The sequence below is a fragment of the Streptomyces sp. NPDC054956 genome, assembly GCF_053609185.1.
In genome coordinates, this window is record NZ_JBSGXB010000019.1 from 31745 (window position 1) to 49816 (window position 18072).

Sequence of the window (18072 nt, forward strand, 5' to 3'; positions counted from 1 at the left end):
CGCATGGATGCCGCCGCAGACTCACGGCACCAGGCAGCGGCGGGACGGATTCCGCCCCGCGGCCGCCCACGGGCGCCGCCCGTCCAGCCGGCGCGACGGTCTGCCGGGACACCCTCGAAACAGGAAGCAGCCACGTTGATGATCGAGATCTGGGACGCCGCACGGTGAGCGTCACTGTCCAGGTACCGGCCAAGGTCAACCTCCACCTCGCCGTGGGGGCCACCCGGCCGGACGGCTACCACGAACTCGTCAGCGTCTTCCAGGCGGTGTCGCTCCACGACACCGTCACGGCCACCCCCGCCCCCGAGCTCTCCGTCACGCTCGAGGGCGAGGACATCGGTGAGGTCCCCGCCGACCGGCGCAACCTCGCCGCCGCGGCGGCCGCCCTGCTCGCCGAGCGGATCGGCGTCCACCCCGGCGTGCACCTGCACATCGGCAAGCGCATCCCGGTCGCCGGCGGCATGGCGGGCGGCAGCGCCGACGCGGCCGCCGCCATCGTCGGCTGCGCCGCACTGTGGGGCATCGACCCGGACGACCCGCTGCTGACCGAGGTCGCCGCGGAGATCGGCAGCGACGTCGCGTTCGCGCTCCTGGGCGGCACCGCCCTGGGCACAGGGCGCGGCGAGCTGCTCACGCCGCTGCCCGGCTCCGGACGCTTCCACTGGGTGTTCGCCGAGGCCCGCGAGGGGCTCAGCACGCCGCGGGTGTTCCGCGAGTACGACCGGCTGCTCGCCGAGTCGGGCACCGCGGCCCCCGCGCCGGACGCCCTGGCCCCGGCACTGGAGTTCGCCGACGCCCTCGCCTCCGGGGACCCGGAGCGGCTCGCCGCCCTGCTGCGCAACGACCTGGAGGGCGCCGCGCTGCGGCTGCGCCCCGAGCTGGCCGACACCCTGGCCGCCGGACTCGACGGCGGGGCGCTCGGCGCGCTGATCAGCGGTTCCGGCCCGACCTGCGCCTTCCTGGTCCGCGACGGAGCCGGCGCCGACGCGGTGGCCGCGGCCCTCGAAGCCTCCGGGCACTGCCGGTCCGTACGCACCGCGCACGGTCCCGTCGACGGTCCGGTCGCGCGGGTGACCACCGGGACGGACCCGGGCTCCCCCAACGTCTCCCAAGGAGCAGCCGTGAAGAGTGTGGAAGTCACCGACGGGGCCGGCGGCCGCGAGCGCGAAGGGGTGCCGTTCTTCACGCAGGCGGCCACCTTCGAGGAGCTGTGGCCCTCGATCACCGCCCACGTGGAGGACGTGTTCGACCGCAACAAGTGGTCGCACGGCCGCAAGTGCCTGGAGCTGGAGGAAGCGGTCGCCGCCTACACCGGCGCCAAGCACGCCATCGCCGTCAACAACGGCACCGACGCCCTGGTCATCCTGTTGCGCGCCGCCGGAGTCCGACGCGGCGACGAGGTCGTCGTGCCCGCCTTCACCTTCGCCGCGACGGCCACCACCGTCTCCGCCATCGGGGCGGTGCCCGTCTTCGCGGACATCGACCCCGTCACGTACGCCATGGACCCCATCTCCTTCGAGAAGGCGATCACCGAGCGCACCCGGGCCGTGATGCCGGCGCACCTGTTCACGCAGCTCGCCGACATGGAGGCGATCTCCGAGATCGCGGAGCGGCACGGGATCACCGTCCTGGAGGACAGCGCCGAGGGCATCGGCATGCGCTGGAACGGCAAGCACGCGGGCCTGCTCGGCAAGGGCGGGGTGCTGTCCTTCTTCCCCACCAAGACGCTGGGCGCGATCGGCGACGCCGGGATGATCCTCACCGACGACGACGAGATCGCCGAGGCGGCGCAGATCCTGCGCCACCACGGCCGCATGGGCAAGACCATCGACCACATCGCCGGCATCTCCAACCTGTCGGGCGTCTCGGGCACCAACAGCAAGATGGACGACCTCCAGGCGGCCGTGCTCATGGCCAAGCTGCCCCGGCTCGACCAGGACATCGCCGCCCGCGCCCGCCTCGCGCAGGCCTACCACGAGCGGCTGTCGGGCCTGCCCGGCATCCTGCGCCTGCCCACGGTGGTGGAGCGCCACGTCCCCACCGACGCGGTCTTCTACGTGTACGAGATCGAGGTCGAGCGGCGCGACGAGCTGGTCCGGCACCTGACCTCGCGGGGCATCGGCACCGAGACGTACTACCCGATCCCGCTGCACGTACAGCCCTGCTTCGCGCACCTGGGCTACGCGCCGGGCGACTTCCCCGTGGCCGAGGCCGCATGCGAGTCGGCCGTGGCCCTGCCCTTCTACCCCGACCTGACCGAGGAGCAGCTCGACACCGTCGTCGCCGCGATCCGGGACTTCTTCACCGGGAGCCAGTCGTGACAACCCTGCCCTTCTTCCCGCCGGACCTGTTCGAGGCCGACAAGGACGCCCTGCTCAAGGTGCTGTTCGACGTCGGCACCGATCCGGAGCAGCGCTTCATCCTCGGCCGCCGGACGGCCGAGTTCGAGGAGGAGATCAAGAAGGCGACCGGGGCCGGCGCGGTCCTCGCCTGCGGCAGCGGCACGGGCGCGCTGGAACTGGCCGTCTCCGCCCTGGGGATCGGTCCGGGCGACGAGGTGATCGTCCCCGCCTTCAGCTGCCAGCCGGTGGCCTCCGCCGTGGTCAACGCGGGCGCCACGCCGGTCTTCGCCGACGTGGACCCGTGGACGATGGTCATGGACCCCGGCCACGCCGAGAGCCTGATCACCGAGCGCACCAAGGCGCTGCTGCCCGCGCACCTGTTCTCGGTCATGGCCGACATGCCGCGGTTCATGGACATCTCCCGGCGCCACGGCATCGCGGTCATCGAGGACGCGGCGGTCGCCCAGGGCGCGGTCCTGGACGGCGTGCCCGCCGGCCGCTGGGGCACCCTCGGCGTCTTCTCCTTCTTCCAGGTCAAGGCGCTGGGCACGGCCGGCGAGGGCGGGGCGGTCCTGACGGACGACCCGGAACTGGCCACCGCCGTCAAGATGCTGCGCAACCACGGGCAGGACGGCGTCAACCGGTTCCTGCACCACCGCATCGGCCGCAACAGCCGCTTCGACGAGGTCCTCGCGGGCTTCCAGCTGCACCGGCTGCCCGGTTTCGCCGACCGCCTGGAGCGCCGGGCGCAGATCGCGGACCGCTACACCGAACGCTTCGCCGCGCTCGCCGACGAGGACCTCAAGGCCCCGCCGGCCGGCCGCGAGGGCCGCTGCTACTACGTGTACTCGATCCAGGTCTCCCGGCGCGAGGAACTGCGCGAGCACCTGAGCGAGCGCGGCATCGGCTCGCACGTCTACTACCCGGTCCCGCTCCCGCTGCAGCCGGCCTTCGCGGCGTTCGCGCCCGAGGGCGCGGACTGGCCGAACGCGCGCCGGGCCAGCCTGTCCAACCTCGCGATCCCGCTCTGGCCGCACCTGACCGACGCGGAGGTCGAGCACATAGCCGACACGATCTGCGATTTCTTCGCCTAGTCCCAGGAGGACCAGGACCCATGAGCGTCACCACGGAAGCGGAACAGCAGCAGGAGTACGTGTTCGACTCCGCCTGGGACAAGGAGACCGAGCGGCTGATCACTAACGAGGCCATCTGGGACCCCGGCACGTTCGAGCGCTTCGAGCGGCTCGGCGTCGGCCCCGGCTGGCACTGCCTGGAGGTCGGCTTCGGCTCGGGCTCGGCCGCCCGCCACCTCGCGGGGCTGGTCGGTCCCACCGGCCGGGTCGTCGCCGCCGACCTCAGGCCCGAGCGCCTGATCGACGAGCAGGACGAGACGCTGCGCGTGCTCCGCCTCGACCTGCGCGAGGACGAGCTGCCCGCCGCCGCCTTCGACCTCGTACACGCCCGCATGGTCGTCCAGCACCTGCCCGGGCGCGAGGACGTGATCGCCAAGCTGGTCGGCGCCCTCAAGCCCGGCGGCATCCTCTTCCTGGAGGACACCGACTCCTCGACCCTCTTCCGCAGCGCCCACTCCGAGGAGTTCCTCCAGGACGTGCGCGCCGCCGGGTACGGGCTGATGCGCGAGGCCGGCCACGACCCGCGCGGCGGCCACGTCGACCACCGGATCGCGCTGGGCACCGGCCTGGAGGAGGTCCGGGCCGAGGGCCGCGTGGTCATGGTGAACGGCGGCTCGGCACAGGCCCGTCACTACCAGCTGTGGCTGGAGTTCATGGCCCCCCGGATCGTCGCCGGGGGCCTGGTGACCCGCGAGCGCGTCGACGAGGCGATCGCGCAGATGGGCGACCCCGCCCACCACTGGCTCAGCCAGGTCCTGATCTCCACCACCGGCCGCAAGCCGCTCGGAAACTGAGACCGGCGGAGGAAACGGGCATGACCGACACCCTGGCACCCCCGGCACCGCCGCGGATGACCCGTCCGCGTGCCTACGCGCAGCTGGCCAAGCTGAGGTTCTTCGACTACTACCTGGCCGCGCTGGTCGTGTGGACGATGCTGCCGCCGGACGAACGGCTCGCCCCGCGGGTCCTGCTGACGCTGGTCGTGCTCACCCTCGGCTGGGTCGGCGTCTGCGCGTCGGCCGTCGCCTTCGACGACGTCACCGGCTTCCGGGACGGCAGCGACCTCGTCAACTACGACCCCGCGCAGGCGCAGTTGCGCAACCGCGAGCTCAAACCCCTCCTGGACGGTCACCTGACGGTGCGCCAGGCCCTGGGGTTCGGGTACGCGGCCCTGCTCTTCGGAGTCGCCTGGGTGGTGCTGGGCGTCCTGATCGCACCGCACCGGCCGCTGTGGGCCCTGGCCCTGCTGCCGGTGCTGGTCGGCGGCAGCGTCCAGTACTCCTACGGGCTGCGGCTGAGCCACCGCTACGGGCAGGAACTGGTCCTCGTCCTGAGCACCGGCCTGGTCGCGCTGATCCCCTTCGGCCTCGTCCACGGCGAGCTGACGGGACCGGCCCTGCTGGAGTCCGCGCTCATCGGCCTGTGGAGCGTGCTCGTCTCCCTCTACTCCAACATCAACGACCGCGACGGAGACATCGCCTCCGGCCGCAAGAACCTCGCGACCATGCTGCGGCCGCCCGTCTACGCCGCCGTCATCGTCGCGATCAGCCTCGCCGAGAGCGCGGCGATCGTCTGGGCCTGCGCCGCCGGCGCCGTGCCCTGGTGGTTCGCGGCCGCCCTCGCCCCGGTGATCGCCCTGCGCGCGCACCAACTGCGCACCGGGCTGCTCAAGGGCCAGGTGCTGGTCGCCCGCAAGCTCGGCGGCCGGGCCCACCGCCTCGGCGTGGCCCTGCTGCTCCTCGCCAACCTGCTCGCCGTCCGCTGACCCGACTTCACCAAGACAAGGCTGGGTATGAAGAAGAACCTGCGCCCCAAGAACCTGGGCGCGCTGTTCGAGGCATACGCCGACGCGGACGTGCCGGCATGGCACCTCGACCGGCCCTTCGACATCGCGCCCGACGCCGGCCGCCGCTACGACGGGGCCCGTCTGGCCTCGCTCGTCGCCGACATGTCCGGCCGGCTGAGCCTGGCCGGCCTGCGCCGCGGCGACAAGCTGGCCATCATCAAGGAGAACCACCACGACGTGGTCCTCCTGGCCGCGGCGGCCGCCCGCATCGGCGCCCTGCCCGCCATGATCTCGGCCACCAACGCCCCCGGCGTACTGGCCCGGATGATGGAGCGGTTCGCCCCGCGCGTCCTGATCGCCTCCGACTCCGTGCTCGCCGCGGCCGTCAAGGAGGGGGTGGTGCTCACCGGTCCCGGGACCCAGGTGATCTCCATCGACGGGGACGTCTCGCTGGCCCCCGACGCCGTCGGCCTCGCCGACCTGAGCGGCGCCGACGTACCGCCGGTGGACCTGCGCGGCCAGGACGAGCCGATGATCTGCACGCACACCTCGGGGACCACCGGCGTCCCCAAGCTGGTCGTGCACTCCCCGAACACCCTGCTCGGCGTGCTCACCAAGCTCGAGACGATGCCGATCCCGGGCCTCGCGGTCCGTCCCGACGACGTGTTCGCCTCCTGCATCGCCTTCGTCCACGGACGCGCCATCACCTGGACCTTCGCCCAGATGGCCCGCCCGCCGCAGAAGGTGGTCGTCCTCGCCGGCTCCGAGCCCGAGACCGCCGCCGCGATGCTCGCCGAGCACCGCCCGACGATCCTGGAAGCCTGCCCGAACATCTACCAGCGCTGGGAGCCGCTCACCGAGTCGCACCCGGGCGCCTTCGAGCGGGTGCGCGCGTACCTCAACACCTTCGACGCCATCCACCCGCCGACCGTCCGCAAGTTCATGGAGGCCAGCGACGTCCGCCGGCCCGTGTGGGGGCAGGTCTGGGGGCAGAGCGAGACCGGCCCGGTGGCGATGGCCGTGTACTCCCGCAACAGGATCCGCAAGAACGCGGGCGCCCTGGACCCGGTGACCAACGTGGTCGGCCGTCCGGTCCCGTTCGTCACGCAGGTCAAGGTCGTCGACCCGGAGACCCGCAAGCCGGTCCCCGCCGGCGAGCAGGGCGTCGTGCTCGTCCGCACCAAGGGCCTGTGCCTGACCTACCTCGGCGAGGACGACCGGCACCGGGAGAAGGCCTGGGACGGCTGGTGGAACACCGGTGACATGGGAGTGCGCTCGCGCACCGGGAGCCTGCGCATCGTCGACCGCGAGGTCGACCTGATCCCCGGGGTCAGCGGCATCGAGCTGGAGTCGATCCTCCTCGAACGCCTGGAGCGGGCCACCGAGGTCATCGTGCTCGGCAACCCCGGCGGCCTGCCCGTCCCCGTCATCAGCCTGTCCGGCCCGGAGCTCACCGACCGGGAGTGGGCCGCCGCCACCCGCGGCCTGCCCGCGCTCGCCGAGCCCCGCGTCATCGACTGGGAGGACTTCCCGCGCACCGGTACCTGGAAGGTGCGCCGCTTCGACCTGCGCCAGCGGGTCCTGGAGTCCCAGGAAACCTTCGGCACCGGTCTCTGGACCTGATCCGCCGCCCAACCCACCCTCAACGACCACCAAAGGAACGGACAGATGGCAAAGATCGTCATCATGGGCCAGGGCTACGTCGGCCTGCCCCTCGCGATGCTCGCCGCCGAGGCGGGCCACACGGTCGTCGGATTCGACGTCAGCGAGGAGCGCATCAAGCGCATCTCGGCGGGCGAGTCCTTCGTCGAGGACGTCGCCCCGGAGCGGCTCCTCGCGGTCCTCGAATCCGGGGCCTACCGCCCCACCACCGAGGAGCGCGAGCTCGGCGGCTTCGACGTCGCCGTGATCAGCGTCCCCACGCCGCTGCGCGAGGGCGCCCCCGACCTCAGCCACATCGAGTCGGCGGCCCGCAGCCTCGGCCGCTTCCTGCGCCAGGGCGCCACCGTCGTCCTGGAGTCCACGACCTACCCCGGCACCACCGAGGAGCTCGTGGCGCCGATCCTGGAGGAGTTCTCGGGCCTGACCGCGGGCACCGACTTCCACCTCGGCTACAGCCCCGAGCGCATCGACCCGGGCAACCGCACCTGGACCCTGGAGCGCACCCCCAAGGTGGTCTCCGGCATCGACGGGGCCTCCCTCAGCGCGATCGACTCCTTCTACGCCGGGCTGATCGACACCACCGTCCCGGTCGGATCCCCGAAGGTCGCCGAGCTCACCAAGCTCGTCGAGAACACCTTCCGGCACGTCAACATCGCCCTCGTCAACGAGCTCGCGATGTACGCGCACACCCTCGGCATCGACGTGTGGGAAGCCATCGACGCCGCCGCGACCAAGCCGTTCGGCTTCATGAAGTTCACCCCCGGCCCCGGCGTCGGAGGCCACTGCCTGCCCGTGGACCCGGTCTACCTGTCCTGGCAGGTGGAGCGGAAGGTCGGCCGCCTCTTCCGCTTCGTCGAGCTCGCCAACCACATCAACGACCACATGCCCGGATACGTCGTCCAGCGGCTCATCTACGGGTTCAACGAGCGCGGCCGGGCCCTGAAGGGCTCCCGCGTCCTGCTGCTCGGCCTCGCCTACAAGCCCGACACCGGCGACGCCCGCGAATCGCCCGCCACCCGCGTCGTCGAGAACCTGCTGCGCCTGGGCGCCGAGGTCCGCGCCGTCGACCCGCACGTCGTCGAGGGCCACGGGGTCGACGCGCGGCTGGCGCGCGTCGAGCTCACCGCCGAGGAGGTGGCCGGGGCCGACGCCGTCGTCCTGCTCACCGACCACTCGGCGTTCGACCTCGAACTGGTCGCGCAGCACGCCTCGTACGTCCTCGACTGCCGGCGGAAGATCCCCGCCGGCCCGACGGTCGAGCACCTGTGAGCACCCCTCGGCAGCGGGTCCTGGTCACCGGCGCCACCGGCTTCGTCGGCGGCGCGGTCACCCGCGCCCTGCTCGCGGCCGGCCGCGAGGTGACCGCCCTGGTCCGCGACCCGGCCTCGGCCGCCGCCGCGGACCTGGCCGCCGCCGGGGCAAGGCTGCACACCGGCGACATGCTGCGGCCGGGCTCGTACACCGGGCTCGCCGAGCGGCACGACGCCGTCGTGCACGCGGCGCAGCAGCGCGTCACCGGGCGGCTCACCGCCACCCGGCTGGCGGGCATGCGCACCGCGGACCGGGTCATGACCTCGGCCCTCGCCGAGGCCTGCCTGCGCGGCGGGAGCAGGCTGATCTACACCGGCGGCGCCTACGTGTACGGGGACCACGGCAGCCGGTGGATCGACGAGTCCACCCCGCACACCCCCGCCCCGCTGGGCATCGGCCACGCGGCCGGCGCCGCCATGCTGCGCTCGCTGGGCGGGCGGGGGCTGGACGCCGTCACCCTGTACGCCGGGTTCGTCTACGGGCCCGGCGGCAACTTCAAGACCGCTTTCCTCGACCAGGTCCGCACCGGACGGCTGCGCTACATCGGCGACGGCCGCGCCTACTGGAGCTGCGTCCACGTCGAGGACCTCGCGGCCGGATACCTGGCCGCACTGGACCGGGCGCCCGCCGGGGCCTCGTACAACCTCGTCGACGACGAGCCGGTGCGGATCGCCCAGTTCGCCGGGCGGATCGCGTTCGCCACCGGCATGCGCAAGGCCTCGGGCGTACCCCGCCCGCTGGCCGCGCTCGCCTTCGGCGGGGCCGTCGCGACCTCGCTCACCACCTCGTACCGCGTCTCCAACCGCCGGGCCCGCACCGAGCTCGGCTGGAACCTCGCCCACCCCACCGTGGCGGACGGGCTGCCCGCGGTCCTCGGGGACCTCGCGGCGCGCCCGGCCGCCGGAGCCGTCACCACGTACGCAGGAGGGAGCCGACGATGAGCACGACCACAGGGGCCCGGCGCATCGACACCGGTGCGGGCCACGCCGTCGTCATCGGGTCGAGCCTCGCGGGGCTCACCGCCGCCGCCGCACTGGCCCGCACCATGGACCGGGTCACGGTCGTCGAACGCGACGCGCTGCCCGAGGGCCCGCGGTGGCGCCGGGGCACGGCCCAGTCCCGGCACGCCCACAACCTGATGGCCGCCGGCCACCAGGGGCTGGAGCTGCTGTTCCCCGGCATCGGCCGCGAGCTGCTGGCCGCCGGCATGGTCTCCGTACGGATGCCCGAGGACATCCTGCTGATGGCGCCCGGCGGCTGGATCCCGCGCTTCGAGAGCGGTCTGTCGATGATGACCGGCACCCGCGACGTCATCGACGCGGTCGTCCGCGACCGGCTGCGCGAGAACCCGAAGGTGACCTTCCTGACGGAGCACGAGGCCGTCTCCCTCCAGGGCGGCCCGGGCTCCACCGTCACCGGTGTCCACGTGCGCGCCAAGGACGGCGCGGCCGGATGGGGCCCCGAGCGGTTCCTCGCCGCCGAGTTCACCGTCGACGCCTCGGGCCGTACGTCCCGGGCGCCCGAATGGCTCGCCGCACTCGGCTACGGGGCGCCGAAGGAGACGGTGGTCGACGCCAAGACCGCTTATGCCACCGCCGTGTTCGCACCTCCGGCCGGCCACGTCGCCGACTGGACGTGCATGCTGCTGATGGCCACCCCCGACAACCCGCGCCAGGGCATCCTCAACCCCATCGAGGACGGCAAGTGGATGGTGTCGGTGTCCGCCAGCGGCGGGCAGCGCCCGCCCACCGACCTCGCGGGCTTCATGGAGGCCGTCAAGTCCCTGCGCGATCCGGTGCTGTTCGAGGCCATCGAGCACGCCACCTTGCTCGGCCCCATCCACGGTTCGGGCCGCACCGAGAACCGCTGGCGCCACTACGAGAAGCTGCGCCGCGCCCCCGACCGGTTCCTGGTCGTCGGCGACGCGATGGCCGCCTTCAACCCCTCCTACGGGCAGGGCATGTCGGTGGCCGTGAAGGGCGCGCTGGTCCTCGACCGGATGCTGCGCGAGCACGGCGCGGCCCCGGGGCTGGCCGGACGGCTGCGCAGGGCCCTGGCCAAGGAGGCCGCCGGAGCCTGGCAGATCGCCACCACCGCGGACCTCAACTACCCGTGGGCCGCCGAGGTTTCACCGCCCGACGCGGCCACCCGCATCGCCCAGTGGTACGTCGGCAAGGTCGCCGCCGTCGCCCCGGTCGACCGGGACGCCGCCACCGTCATCCTCGAACTCGGCCAGCTGCTGGTCACCCCGACCGCGGCCTTCCGGCCCAAGGTTCTGGCCGCGGCCCTGCGCGGGCCGCGCCGACCCGTTCCGTCGGCCCCGCCGAGCACAACGCACGGCGCCGCGGGGAGCATTGGGCACATGGATGTGCTCATCGGATCCCAGCGGCCGCGGGGTGCGGGCGCCCCCGCGCGGCGGTCCCGGGGCGGGCCGGCCGCGCAGGACGACACGCCCCTCGCCGAGGTCCTTCCGATCCACAGCAATCCAAGGAGAACCCGTTGACCACGACCGCCACGACCGCCGTCCATCCGGCCGTCCCGGCGCCGGCCGAGTCCCCGGCCGACGGCCGCGTCCGCGAGGACCTCACCTTCCGGGTGCGGCCCGCCGCGTCCCCGGAGACCGAGTGGCAGCTCCGGGGCGAGCTGCTGATCCCCGAACAGGGGGCGGACACCGTCCAGGTGCTCCTGCCGGGCCTCACCTACGACCGTCGCTACTGGACCGTGCCCGGTGAGTACGACTACGCCGCCCACATGCTGGCCGCCGGCTACGCCGTGCTGCTCCTCGACCGCCTCGGCACCGGCGCCAGCAGCCGCCCGTCGGCCCTGGACGTCACCGTCGACAGCAACGTGGAGACCATCCACCACGTGATCCAGGAGCTCCGCTCCGGCACCCCGGCCGGGCACTCCTTCGCCAAGGTCGTCACCGTCGGGCACTCCTTCGGTTCGGGCCTGGCCATCGTCGAGGCCGCGCGCCACGCGGACGTGGACGCCCTGGTCGTCACCGGCATGCTGCACACCACCGCGCCGCTGTACGACGAGGTCATCAACTTCTTCCACCCGGGCGCCGAGGACCCGGTCATCGCCGACCCGGACCTGCCGCAGTGGTACATGACCCAGCGCCCGGGCCTGCGCGCCCGGATGCTGGAGCACGCGGAGGGCATCGACCCGGAGCTGTCGGCCCACGACGAGCTCATCAAGGCCACCGCCACCCTCGGCGAGGGCGAGAGCCTGCCCCAGACGTACCTGCCCGAGTACTCGCTCGCGGTCAAGGTCCCCGTGCTCCTCGTGGTCGGTGAGCACGACGCGCTGTTCAGCAGCGCCGACGTCGGCTTCGCCGCCGACAGCGAGGCCGTGCACGCCTTCGAAGAGGGCTTCTACGGCCCCGAGGCGGAGCTGGAGACCCACGTCGTCCCGGCGACCGGCCACTCCCTGAACGTGCACCGCTCCGCTCCCGAGGCCTACGCGCTCACCGCGCGGTGGCTGCACCGAAAGCTCTCCGCGTCGGCATGACGTCGGAGTTACGTACCGAACAAGGGGTTCCCATGTTTGAAAGTTTGTCCCGCCACCTGCTCAATTCACCAAAAAAGGTATTGCTCTGGACCTTGATCGTCGTCCTTCTCGCGGGCGGCGCGGCGGGCGGCCTGCAGAAGCGCCTCACGATGGGTGGGTACGAGTCCACCGGCACCGAGTCGTACAAGGCCGCCGCCGAGCTGGGAGAGACCTTCAAGCAGGGTGAACCGAACCTGGTCCTCCTCGTGAAGGACGAGCGCGGGGTCGACGACCCGGCGGTCGCGGCCGCGGGTGCCGCTCTTGCAGCCAAGGTCGCCGGCGAGGACGGCGTCCGTGACGTGACCTCCTACTGGACCGCGGGCAAGGCCCCGGCCCTGCGCGCCAAGTCGGGCAACCAGGCGATCGTGCTCGGCCACGTCGACGGTGACTTCGACGAGGTCATGAAGCGCATCAAGAAGCTCGACGAGGACTACACGGGCAAGGGCAAGGTCGAGGGGCTGGAGGTGAAGACCGGCGGCGCCGCGATGATGTGGCTGGAGAACACCACCCAGTCCACCGAGGACAGCGCCAAGGCCGACGGCATGGTCTTCCCGCTGGTCTTCCTCGTCCTTGTGATCATCTTCGGCAGTGTGATGGCGGCCTTCCTGCCGCTCGCCGTCGCGTTCAGCGCGATGCTGCTGTCGATGGGCGTCCTGTTCGGCGTCACGATCTTCAGCGAGACCTCCAGCATGGTCATGAGCACCACGACCTTCCTGGGCCTGGGTCTCGGCATCGACTACAGCCTCCTCTTCGTCACCCGCTACCGAGAAGAACTCAAGCGGGGCCGGGAGATCAACGAGGCCATCCGCACCACCATGAACACCGCCGGTCGCACGGTGCTGTTCTCCGCCCTGACGGTCGCGGTCGCCTTCCTCGGCCTGTTCGCGCTGCCGTTCACGATGCTGCGTTCGCTCGCCATCGGCTGCATTTCCACCGCACTGCTCGCCGCCCTGTCGACGATCGTGCTGCTGCCGGCCCTGCTCAAGTGGATGGGCCCGCGCATCGACAAGTGGCAGATCATCAAGCGCAAGGAGAACCCCGCCAAGGACGGCGGCGGCTTCTGGCACAGCACCTCCACCGCGGTCATGAAGCGCCCGGTGCTGGTCTCCGTGGTCATCCTGGGCTTCGTCGTCCTGCTCGGCCTGCCCGCCCTGAACATGAACGCCCGCCTGCCCGACGAGAGCGTGCTGCCCACCGACGCCAAGTCGGCCGTGGTCGCCCAGCAGCTCAAGGCGGACTTCGACTCCCGCGAGCAGCAGCCGCTGCAGATCGTCTCCGTGGGCAGTGGTGACCCGAAGGCGAAGAGCGCCGAGATCGGCAGCTACGCCGAGCAGCTCTCCGCGCTCCCGAACGTGACCCGCGTCGACGCCCTCACCGGCAGCTACGCGGGCGGCAAGCTGGTGGCTCCGGCCACCGAGGCCAACAACCGCTTCGGCGCCGCCGACTCCACCTACCTGAACCTGATCCCCTCGGTGGACCCGCTCGGTGACGAGGGTGCCGAGCTCGTCCACGACGTCCGCGAGGCCAAGGCCCCGTTCGACGTCAAGGTCGGCGGCCCCGCGGCCGTCAGCGTGGACACCTTCGACACGCTCTCCGACACCCTTCCGATCGCCGCCGCCGTCCTCTTCGTCGGCATGTTCATCCTGCTCTTCCTGCTCACCGGAAGCGTGCTGCTGCCGATCAAGGCGATGATCCTCACCGGTCTCAGCCTGACCGCCACCTTCGGCGCCCTCGTCTTCATCTTCCAGGAGGGCAACCTCACCTGGCTGGTCGGCGACTTCATCGTCACCGGCGCCATCACCTGGACCGTGCCCATCATGCTGTTCGTGGTCGGCTTCGCGCTGTCCATGGACTACGAGGTGTTCATGCTGTCCCGGATCAAGGAGGAGTACGACCTCACCGGCGACAACGAGCTGGCGGTCGCCTCCGGTCTGGAGCGCGTCGGCAAGGTCGTCACCTACGCGGCCCTGATGCTCTCGCTCGTCTTCCTGGTCCTCGTCACCTCGGGCATCAGCTACATGAAGGCGATCGGCCTGGGCCTCGGCCTGGCCATCATCATGGACGCCACCCTCATCCGCGGCGCCCTGCTGCCCGCCACGATGAAGCTCATGGGCCGCGCCAACTGGTGGGCCCCCGGACCGCTGCGCAAGCTGCACGAGCGCTTCGGCATCCACGAGGGCGACGAGCCGCCGGCGACCGGTGCCCGCGCCGGCAAGCCGCTGGCCTCCAACACCCGCTGACGGCCCGGGTCCTGCTCCGTGTGCCCCACCGCCCGGGAGACCGGGCGGTGGGGCACGGAGCGGACCCCGCCACGGAGCGGCCGACGGCATCCACCCTCTGTCTCCTGGGAGAAATAGCGTGAGTACATCCCGGACCTCCAACATCGGTCTGCTCTACGACCTGCACGCGGAGGCGCGGCACCAGACGGTCATGCTGCTCGACCGCCCCTTCGACATCGCCCCCGACGCCGGCGTCCGGCACGACGCGGCCTCCCTCGCCGAGACCGTGCGCCGCGCCGCCGCGTGGCTGTACGCGGCCGGCGCCCGCCGCGGCGACCGCATCGCCATCGTCAAGCGCAACCACTACGACACCCTCATGCTCGCCGCCGCCGCCGCGCGGATCGGCGTACTGCCCGCGCAGCTCGCGCCGCTGAAGAACGTCGCCTCCATCCGGGCGATGATCGACAACCTCAAGCCGCAGCTCATCGTGGCCGGGGCCGAGGAACTGGACCGCGCCTACCGCGCCGGGATCAACCTCGCCGACCCCGGCGTGCGGGTCGTGGTGATCGGCCGGCCCGAGGAACCGCTGCCGCCGAACTCGGTCGCACTGGATGACCTGCGGGGCGCGCCCGAGGCCCGCGTGGACATCGTCCCCGACGAAGAGCCGATGATCATCACCCACAGCTCCGGCACCACCGGAGTCCCCAAGCTCGTGGTCAACTCGGGCCGCACCATCCTCGGCCTCGCCAGCCGCCTGGAGCGCATCCGCTTCCCCGTCGTCGCGAGCAAGCGCACCGACGTGGTGGGCTCCGCCGTGACCTTCGCGCACGCCCGCATCGTCTCCTGGACCGCCGGGCAGTTCGCGCTCACCCCGAAGGCCCTCGTGGTGATCTCCGACCCGTCCGTCGAGAACGCCGCACGGGCGCTGGAGCGGTACAAGCCGACCACGCTCGAGGCCTGCCCCAACATCTTCCAGCGCTGGGAGGAGCTCGCGGACGATCGCCCCGAACTCTTCCGGCAGGTCCGGCTGTTCGCCGGTACCTTCGACGCGGTCCACCCCCGGACCGTGCGCAAGTTCCTCGCCGCCTCCGGCAAGAAGCGGGTCATCTGGGGCCAGAGCTGGGGTCAGAGCGAGGTCGGACCGGTCTGCATCGCCTGGTTCAACCGCCGCAAGGTGGCGAAGACCGACTCTCCCACCGCCATCACCAACGACCTCGGGCGCCCCGTGCCGATCCTGGCCAAGGTCAAGGTCGTCGACCCCGACACCGGCCGCACCCAGCCCCGCGGCAAGCCGGGCATCCTCATGGTCGCCTCCGGCGGCCGCTGCCTCACCTACCTCGGTGAGGAGGACCGCCACGCGATGAAGACCGAGGGCAAGTGGTGGAACACCGGCGACGTCGGCGTCCGCGGCCGGTTCGGCGCGCTGCGCCTCGTCGACCGCGAGGTGGACACCATTCCCGGCGGCAGCAGCATCGAGGTGGAGAGCGTCCTGCTGGACCGCCTCGACAAGGCCATCGACGTGACCGTGCTCGGCGTGCAGGGCCAACTGCCGGTCCCCGTGCTGTCCATGAGGGACGGAGAGCTCGACGAGGCCGCGTGGCAGCGTGCCACCCGGGGGCTGCCCCCGCTGGCCCGGCCGGTCCTCGTCCGCTGGGAGGACGTACCGCGCACCGCCACCTGGAAGGTGCGCCGCCTCGAACTGCTGGAACAGGTGCTCGGCGAGAAGCAGACCGTCGGCACCGGCCGCTGGACCTGACCCGCCACCCACGACCGAGAAGGGAAGGAACGAAAGCATGGACGGCATCGTCCTCATCGACTTCATGACCAACCCGCCGGCGATGCACGCGGCGCGGGAGGTGCCCGGCTGGTTCTACTGGCCGCTGGAGATGTTCCAGGGCATCGCGTGGATCTGGGCGTACGTCGCGCTGATCCGGCGCGCTTCGATCGACAAGTACGTCGGCATGCCGCTGGGCGCGCTGGCCCTCAACTTCGGCTGGGAGCTCACCTACGGCTTCGTCCTGCCGACACCACCGGCCCAGAAGTGGATCCTCGTGGCCTGGTTCGGCCTCGACGTGATCATCCTGTGGCAGGCGGTGAAGTACGGACGCAAGGACTTCAAGGGCTTCACGGGGTCGTCCCGCTTCTGGACGGCCACGGTCCTGGGCCTGGTCGCCTACGCGGCCCTCTTCCACATCCTGCTGGGGCGCGAGTTCGCGGACTACTACGGCATCTACGGCGCTCAGGGGATCAACGTCTTCATGAGCGCGGCCTACATCGGCCTGCTGCTCCGCCGGCGTTCCACCAAGGGACAGTCGATGGGCGTGGCGCTCTCCAAGATGCTCGGCACCTTCGCCGTCACCACCATGTTCGGCGGACAGTTCCCCGACCGCTGGCTGCTGCTGTTCTTCGGCTCCACCGTGCTGCTCCTGGACCTGACCTACACCCGGATGCTGTACCGCCAGTTCCGGGCCGAGGGACGCAATCCCTGGACCGGCCGCCCGCTGGCCGGCACGCGACCGGCCGTCGCCACGGCGGGCGACGGGGCCGTCGCGCCGCTCGTCCCGCCGGCCCGCGCCGGCATCCCGGTCCCCGCCGGCGCCCACTCGACGAGGAGCAGCAATGTCTGATCTCGACGTCGCCGTCGTCGGCGCCGGCATCGCCGGCCTGAGCACCGCCTACCGCCTCGCGGAGGCCGGCTACCGGGTGGAGGTCTTCGAGTCGGAGTCCGAGGCCGGCGGCCGCATGCGCTGCGGCCGCATCGACGGCTACACGATCGACCGCGGGGCCGAGACGCTCGCCCCGTTCGGCTACCCGGCCACCTGGGAGCTGATCCGCGAGCTCGGCCTCCAGGAGTCGGGCGACCTGCACCGCATCAGGCCGCCCGTCGCCCTGTGGCGCGACGGCCGGGCGTTCCCCTGGCTCGGGCACCCGCTCTCGACGCTCAGCAGGGCGGGTCTGTCCCCGGCCGCGTGGGCGCAGAGCCTGCGGCTGATGGCGCACGCCGGCCGCCGGGGCGCCCTGGACCCGCTGTACCCGGAGGACTCGGTCTTCGGGACCAGCACGGTCGCCGAGCTCGGCCGTCAGTACCACCCCGAACTGGTCGACCGGATGCTGGAGCCGATCGCCGCCTCCGCCTTCGGCTGGACCTCGGAGCGCTCCTCGGCCGCCCCGCTGATGGCGATCATCATGGGCACGAAGGGCATCCTGCGCTGGCGGACGTACAAGTACGGCCAGGACACCATGGCCCGCAAGCTCGCCGAGCGCCTGACCGTGCACGTGGGCAAGCGCGTGCAGACCGTCAAGGAGGACGGCACCGGGGCGAGGCTGATGTTCGAGGACGGCACCGACGTCTCCGCCAGGGCCGTCGTGGTCACCCTGCCCTCCCCGCAGGTCACGAACATCTACCCGGACGTCCCGGACGAGGAGCGGGCCTTCCTGGAGGCCTCGACCTTCTCCTCGGTGATGCGCGTCGCCTGCATGCTCGACCGCCCGCTGGAGCCGCGCAGGAGGCCGCTCGGCCCCAAGCTGTACGCGGCGCTGATCGCCAAGGGCGAGAGCCCCCTGCTGGCGGGCTGCACCGTCGAGCACAACAAGTGCCCCGAGCGGGCGCCGGCCGGCAAGGGCCTGGTCTCCCTGCTCGTCCTGCCCAGCCGGGTGCCCGGACTCTTCGAGGCCAGCGACGAGGACGTCTCGCGCATGGTCCTGGAAGAGGGCGAGAGGCTGCTCATCGACGGGCTCCAGGAGGCGTGCGTGGGAACGGACGTCATCCGCTGGAAGCACGCCCTGCCGGACGCGCCGCCGCAGGCGCTCGCGCTGCGCAAGCAGTTCGTCCGGCGCGCGCCCCGGGCCATCGAGTACGCCGGCGACTGGCTGTTCCTGCGGCCGAGCAGCGAGGCCGCCATCGCCTCGTCCAAGCTCGCGGTGCCGCGCGTACGGGCACTGCTGGAGCGCTGAGCGGCCCGCCGGCCACCGGCTGCGCCGCACGCGGACGGGGGGGGCCGGGACCCCCGGGGGCGCGGCGGGGGGGAATTGCAAATATAGCACCCCACCCGCCCAGCTGAGGTACTGGT

12 protein-coding genes and 2 pseudogenes are annotated in these 18072 nt (G+C 72.0%); all 14 read left to right on the forward strand.

Annotated elements, in window-relative coordinates:
* Positions 1-164: 164 nt before the first annotated feature.
* A pseudogene (locus tag ACWGDE_RS06135) lies at positions 165-1070 on the forward strand (4-(cytidine 5'-diphospho)-2-C-methyl-D-erythritol kinase); the annotation flags it as partial.
* A gap of 162 nt (positions 1071-1232) precedes the next feature.
* Positions 1233-2321: pseudogene (locus tag ACWGDE_RS06140) on the forward strand (DegT/DnrJ/EryC1/StrS family aminotransferase); the annotation flags it as partial.
* On the forward strand, positions 2318-3436 hold the full coding sequence (locus ACWGDE_RS06145) for a DegT/DnrJ/EryC1/StrS family aminotransferase (protein WP_453387779.1): 1119 nt from the start codon (positions 2318-2320) through the stop codon (positions 3434-3436). The pseudogene ACWGDE_RS06140 and the gene ACWGDE_RS06145, both read left to right, overlap by 4 nt.
* A gap of 20 nt (positions 3437-3456) precedes the next feature.
* Positions 3457-4269, forward strand: coding sequence for a class I SAM-dependent methyltransferase (locus tag ACWGDE_RS06150; RefSeq protein WP_453387780.1), 813 nt, complete (start codon positions 3457-3459; stop codon positions 4267-4269).
* Between the two features lie 20 nt (positions 4270-4289).
* Entirely contained in the window at positions 4290-5240 is a 951-nt protein-coding gene (locus ACWGDE_RS06155) for a UbiA family prenyltransferase (RefSeq protein ID WP_453387781.1), read from the forward strand.
* A gap of 27 nt (positions 5241-5267) precedes the next feature.
* On the forward strand, positions 5268-6884 hold the full coding sequence (locus tag ACWGDE_RS06160; RefSeq protein ID WP_453387782.1) for a class I adenylate-forming enzyme family protein: 1617 nt from the start codon (positions 5268-5270) through the stop codon (positions 6882-6884).
* 45 nt (positions 6885-6929) lie between these two features.
* Positions 6930-8192, forward strand: coding sequence for a nucleotide sugar dehydrogenase (locus ACWGDE_RS06165; RefSeq protein ID WP_453387783.1), 1263 nt, complete (start codon positions 6930-6932; stop codon positions 8190-8192).
* A complete protein-coding gene (locus ACWGDE_RS06170; protein ID WP_453387784.1) occupies positions 8189-9175 on the forward strand; it encodes an NAD-dependent epimerase/dehydratase family protein in 987 nt (328 codons plus the stop codon). The genes ACWGDE_RS06165 and ACWGDE_RS06170 overlap by 4 nt, the downstream gene beginning before the upstream one ends.
* The gene (locus ACWGDE_RS06175; protein WP_453387785.1) at positions 9172-10737 is read left to right on the forward strand and encodes an FAD-dependent oxidoreductase; all 1566 of its coding nucleotides are present in this window, start codon (positions 9172-9174) and stop codon (positions 10735-10737) included. Before ACWGDE_RS06170 ends, ACWGDE_RS06175 begins: the two co-directional genes overlap by 4 nt.
* Positions 10734-11744, forward strand: coding sequence for an alpha/beta hydrolase (locus tag ACWGDE_RS06180; protein ID WP_453387786.1), 1011 nt, complete (start codon positions 10734-10736; stop codon positions 11742-11744). Before ACWGDE_RS06175 ends, ACWGDE_RS06180 begins: the two co-directional genes overlap by 4 nt.
* A gap of 92 nt (positions 11745-11836) precedes the next feature.
* Positions 11837-14023: an MMPL family transporter gene (locus ACWGDE_RS06185; RefSeq protein ID WP_453387787.1), complete on the forward strand. Its 2187-nt coding sequence runs from the start codon at positions 11837-11839 to the stop codon at positions 14021-14023.
* Between the two features lie 118 nt (positions 14024-14141).
* Positions 14142-15758 carry an AMP-binding protein gene (locus tag ACWGDE_RS06190; RefSeq protein WP_453387788.1) on the forward strand — a complete coding sequence of 539 codons (1617 nt, stop codon included), beginning with the start codon at positions 14142-14144 and terminating at the stop codon, positions 15756-15758.
* 37 nt (positions 15759-15795) lie between these two features.
* Positions 15796-16629 (forward strand): transmembrane-type terpene cyclase, encoded by an 834-nt coding sequence (locus tag ACWGDE_RS06195; RefSeq protein ID WP_453387789.1) that lies wholly within the window; start codon positions 15796-15798, stop codon positions 16627-16629.
* Complete coding sequence (locus ACWGDE_RS06200; RefSeq protein ID WP_453387790.1) at positions 16622-17956, forward strand: protoporphyrinogen/coproporphyrinogen oxidase; 1335 nt, start codon at positions 16622-16624, stop codon at positions 17954-17956. The genes ACWGDE_RS06195 and ACWGDE_RS06200 overlap by 8 nt, the downstream gene beginning before the upstream one ends.
* Positions 17957-18072 lie beyond the last annotated feature (116 nt).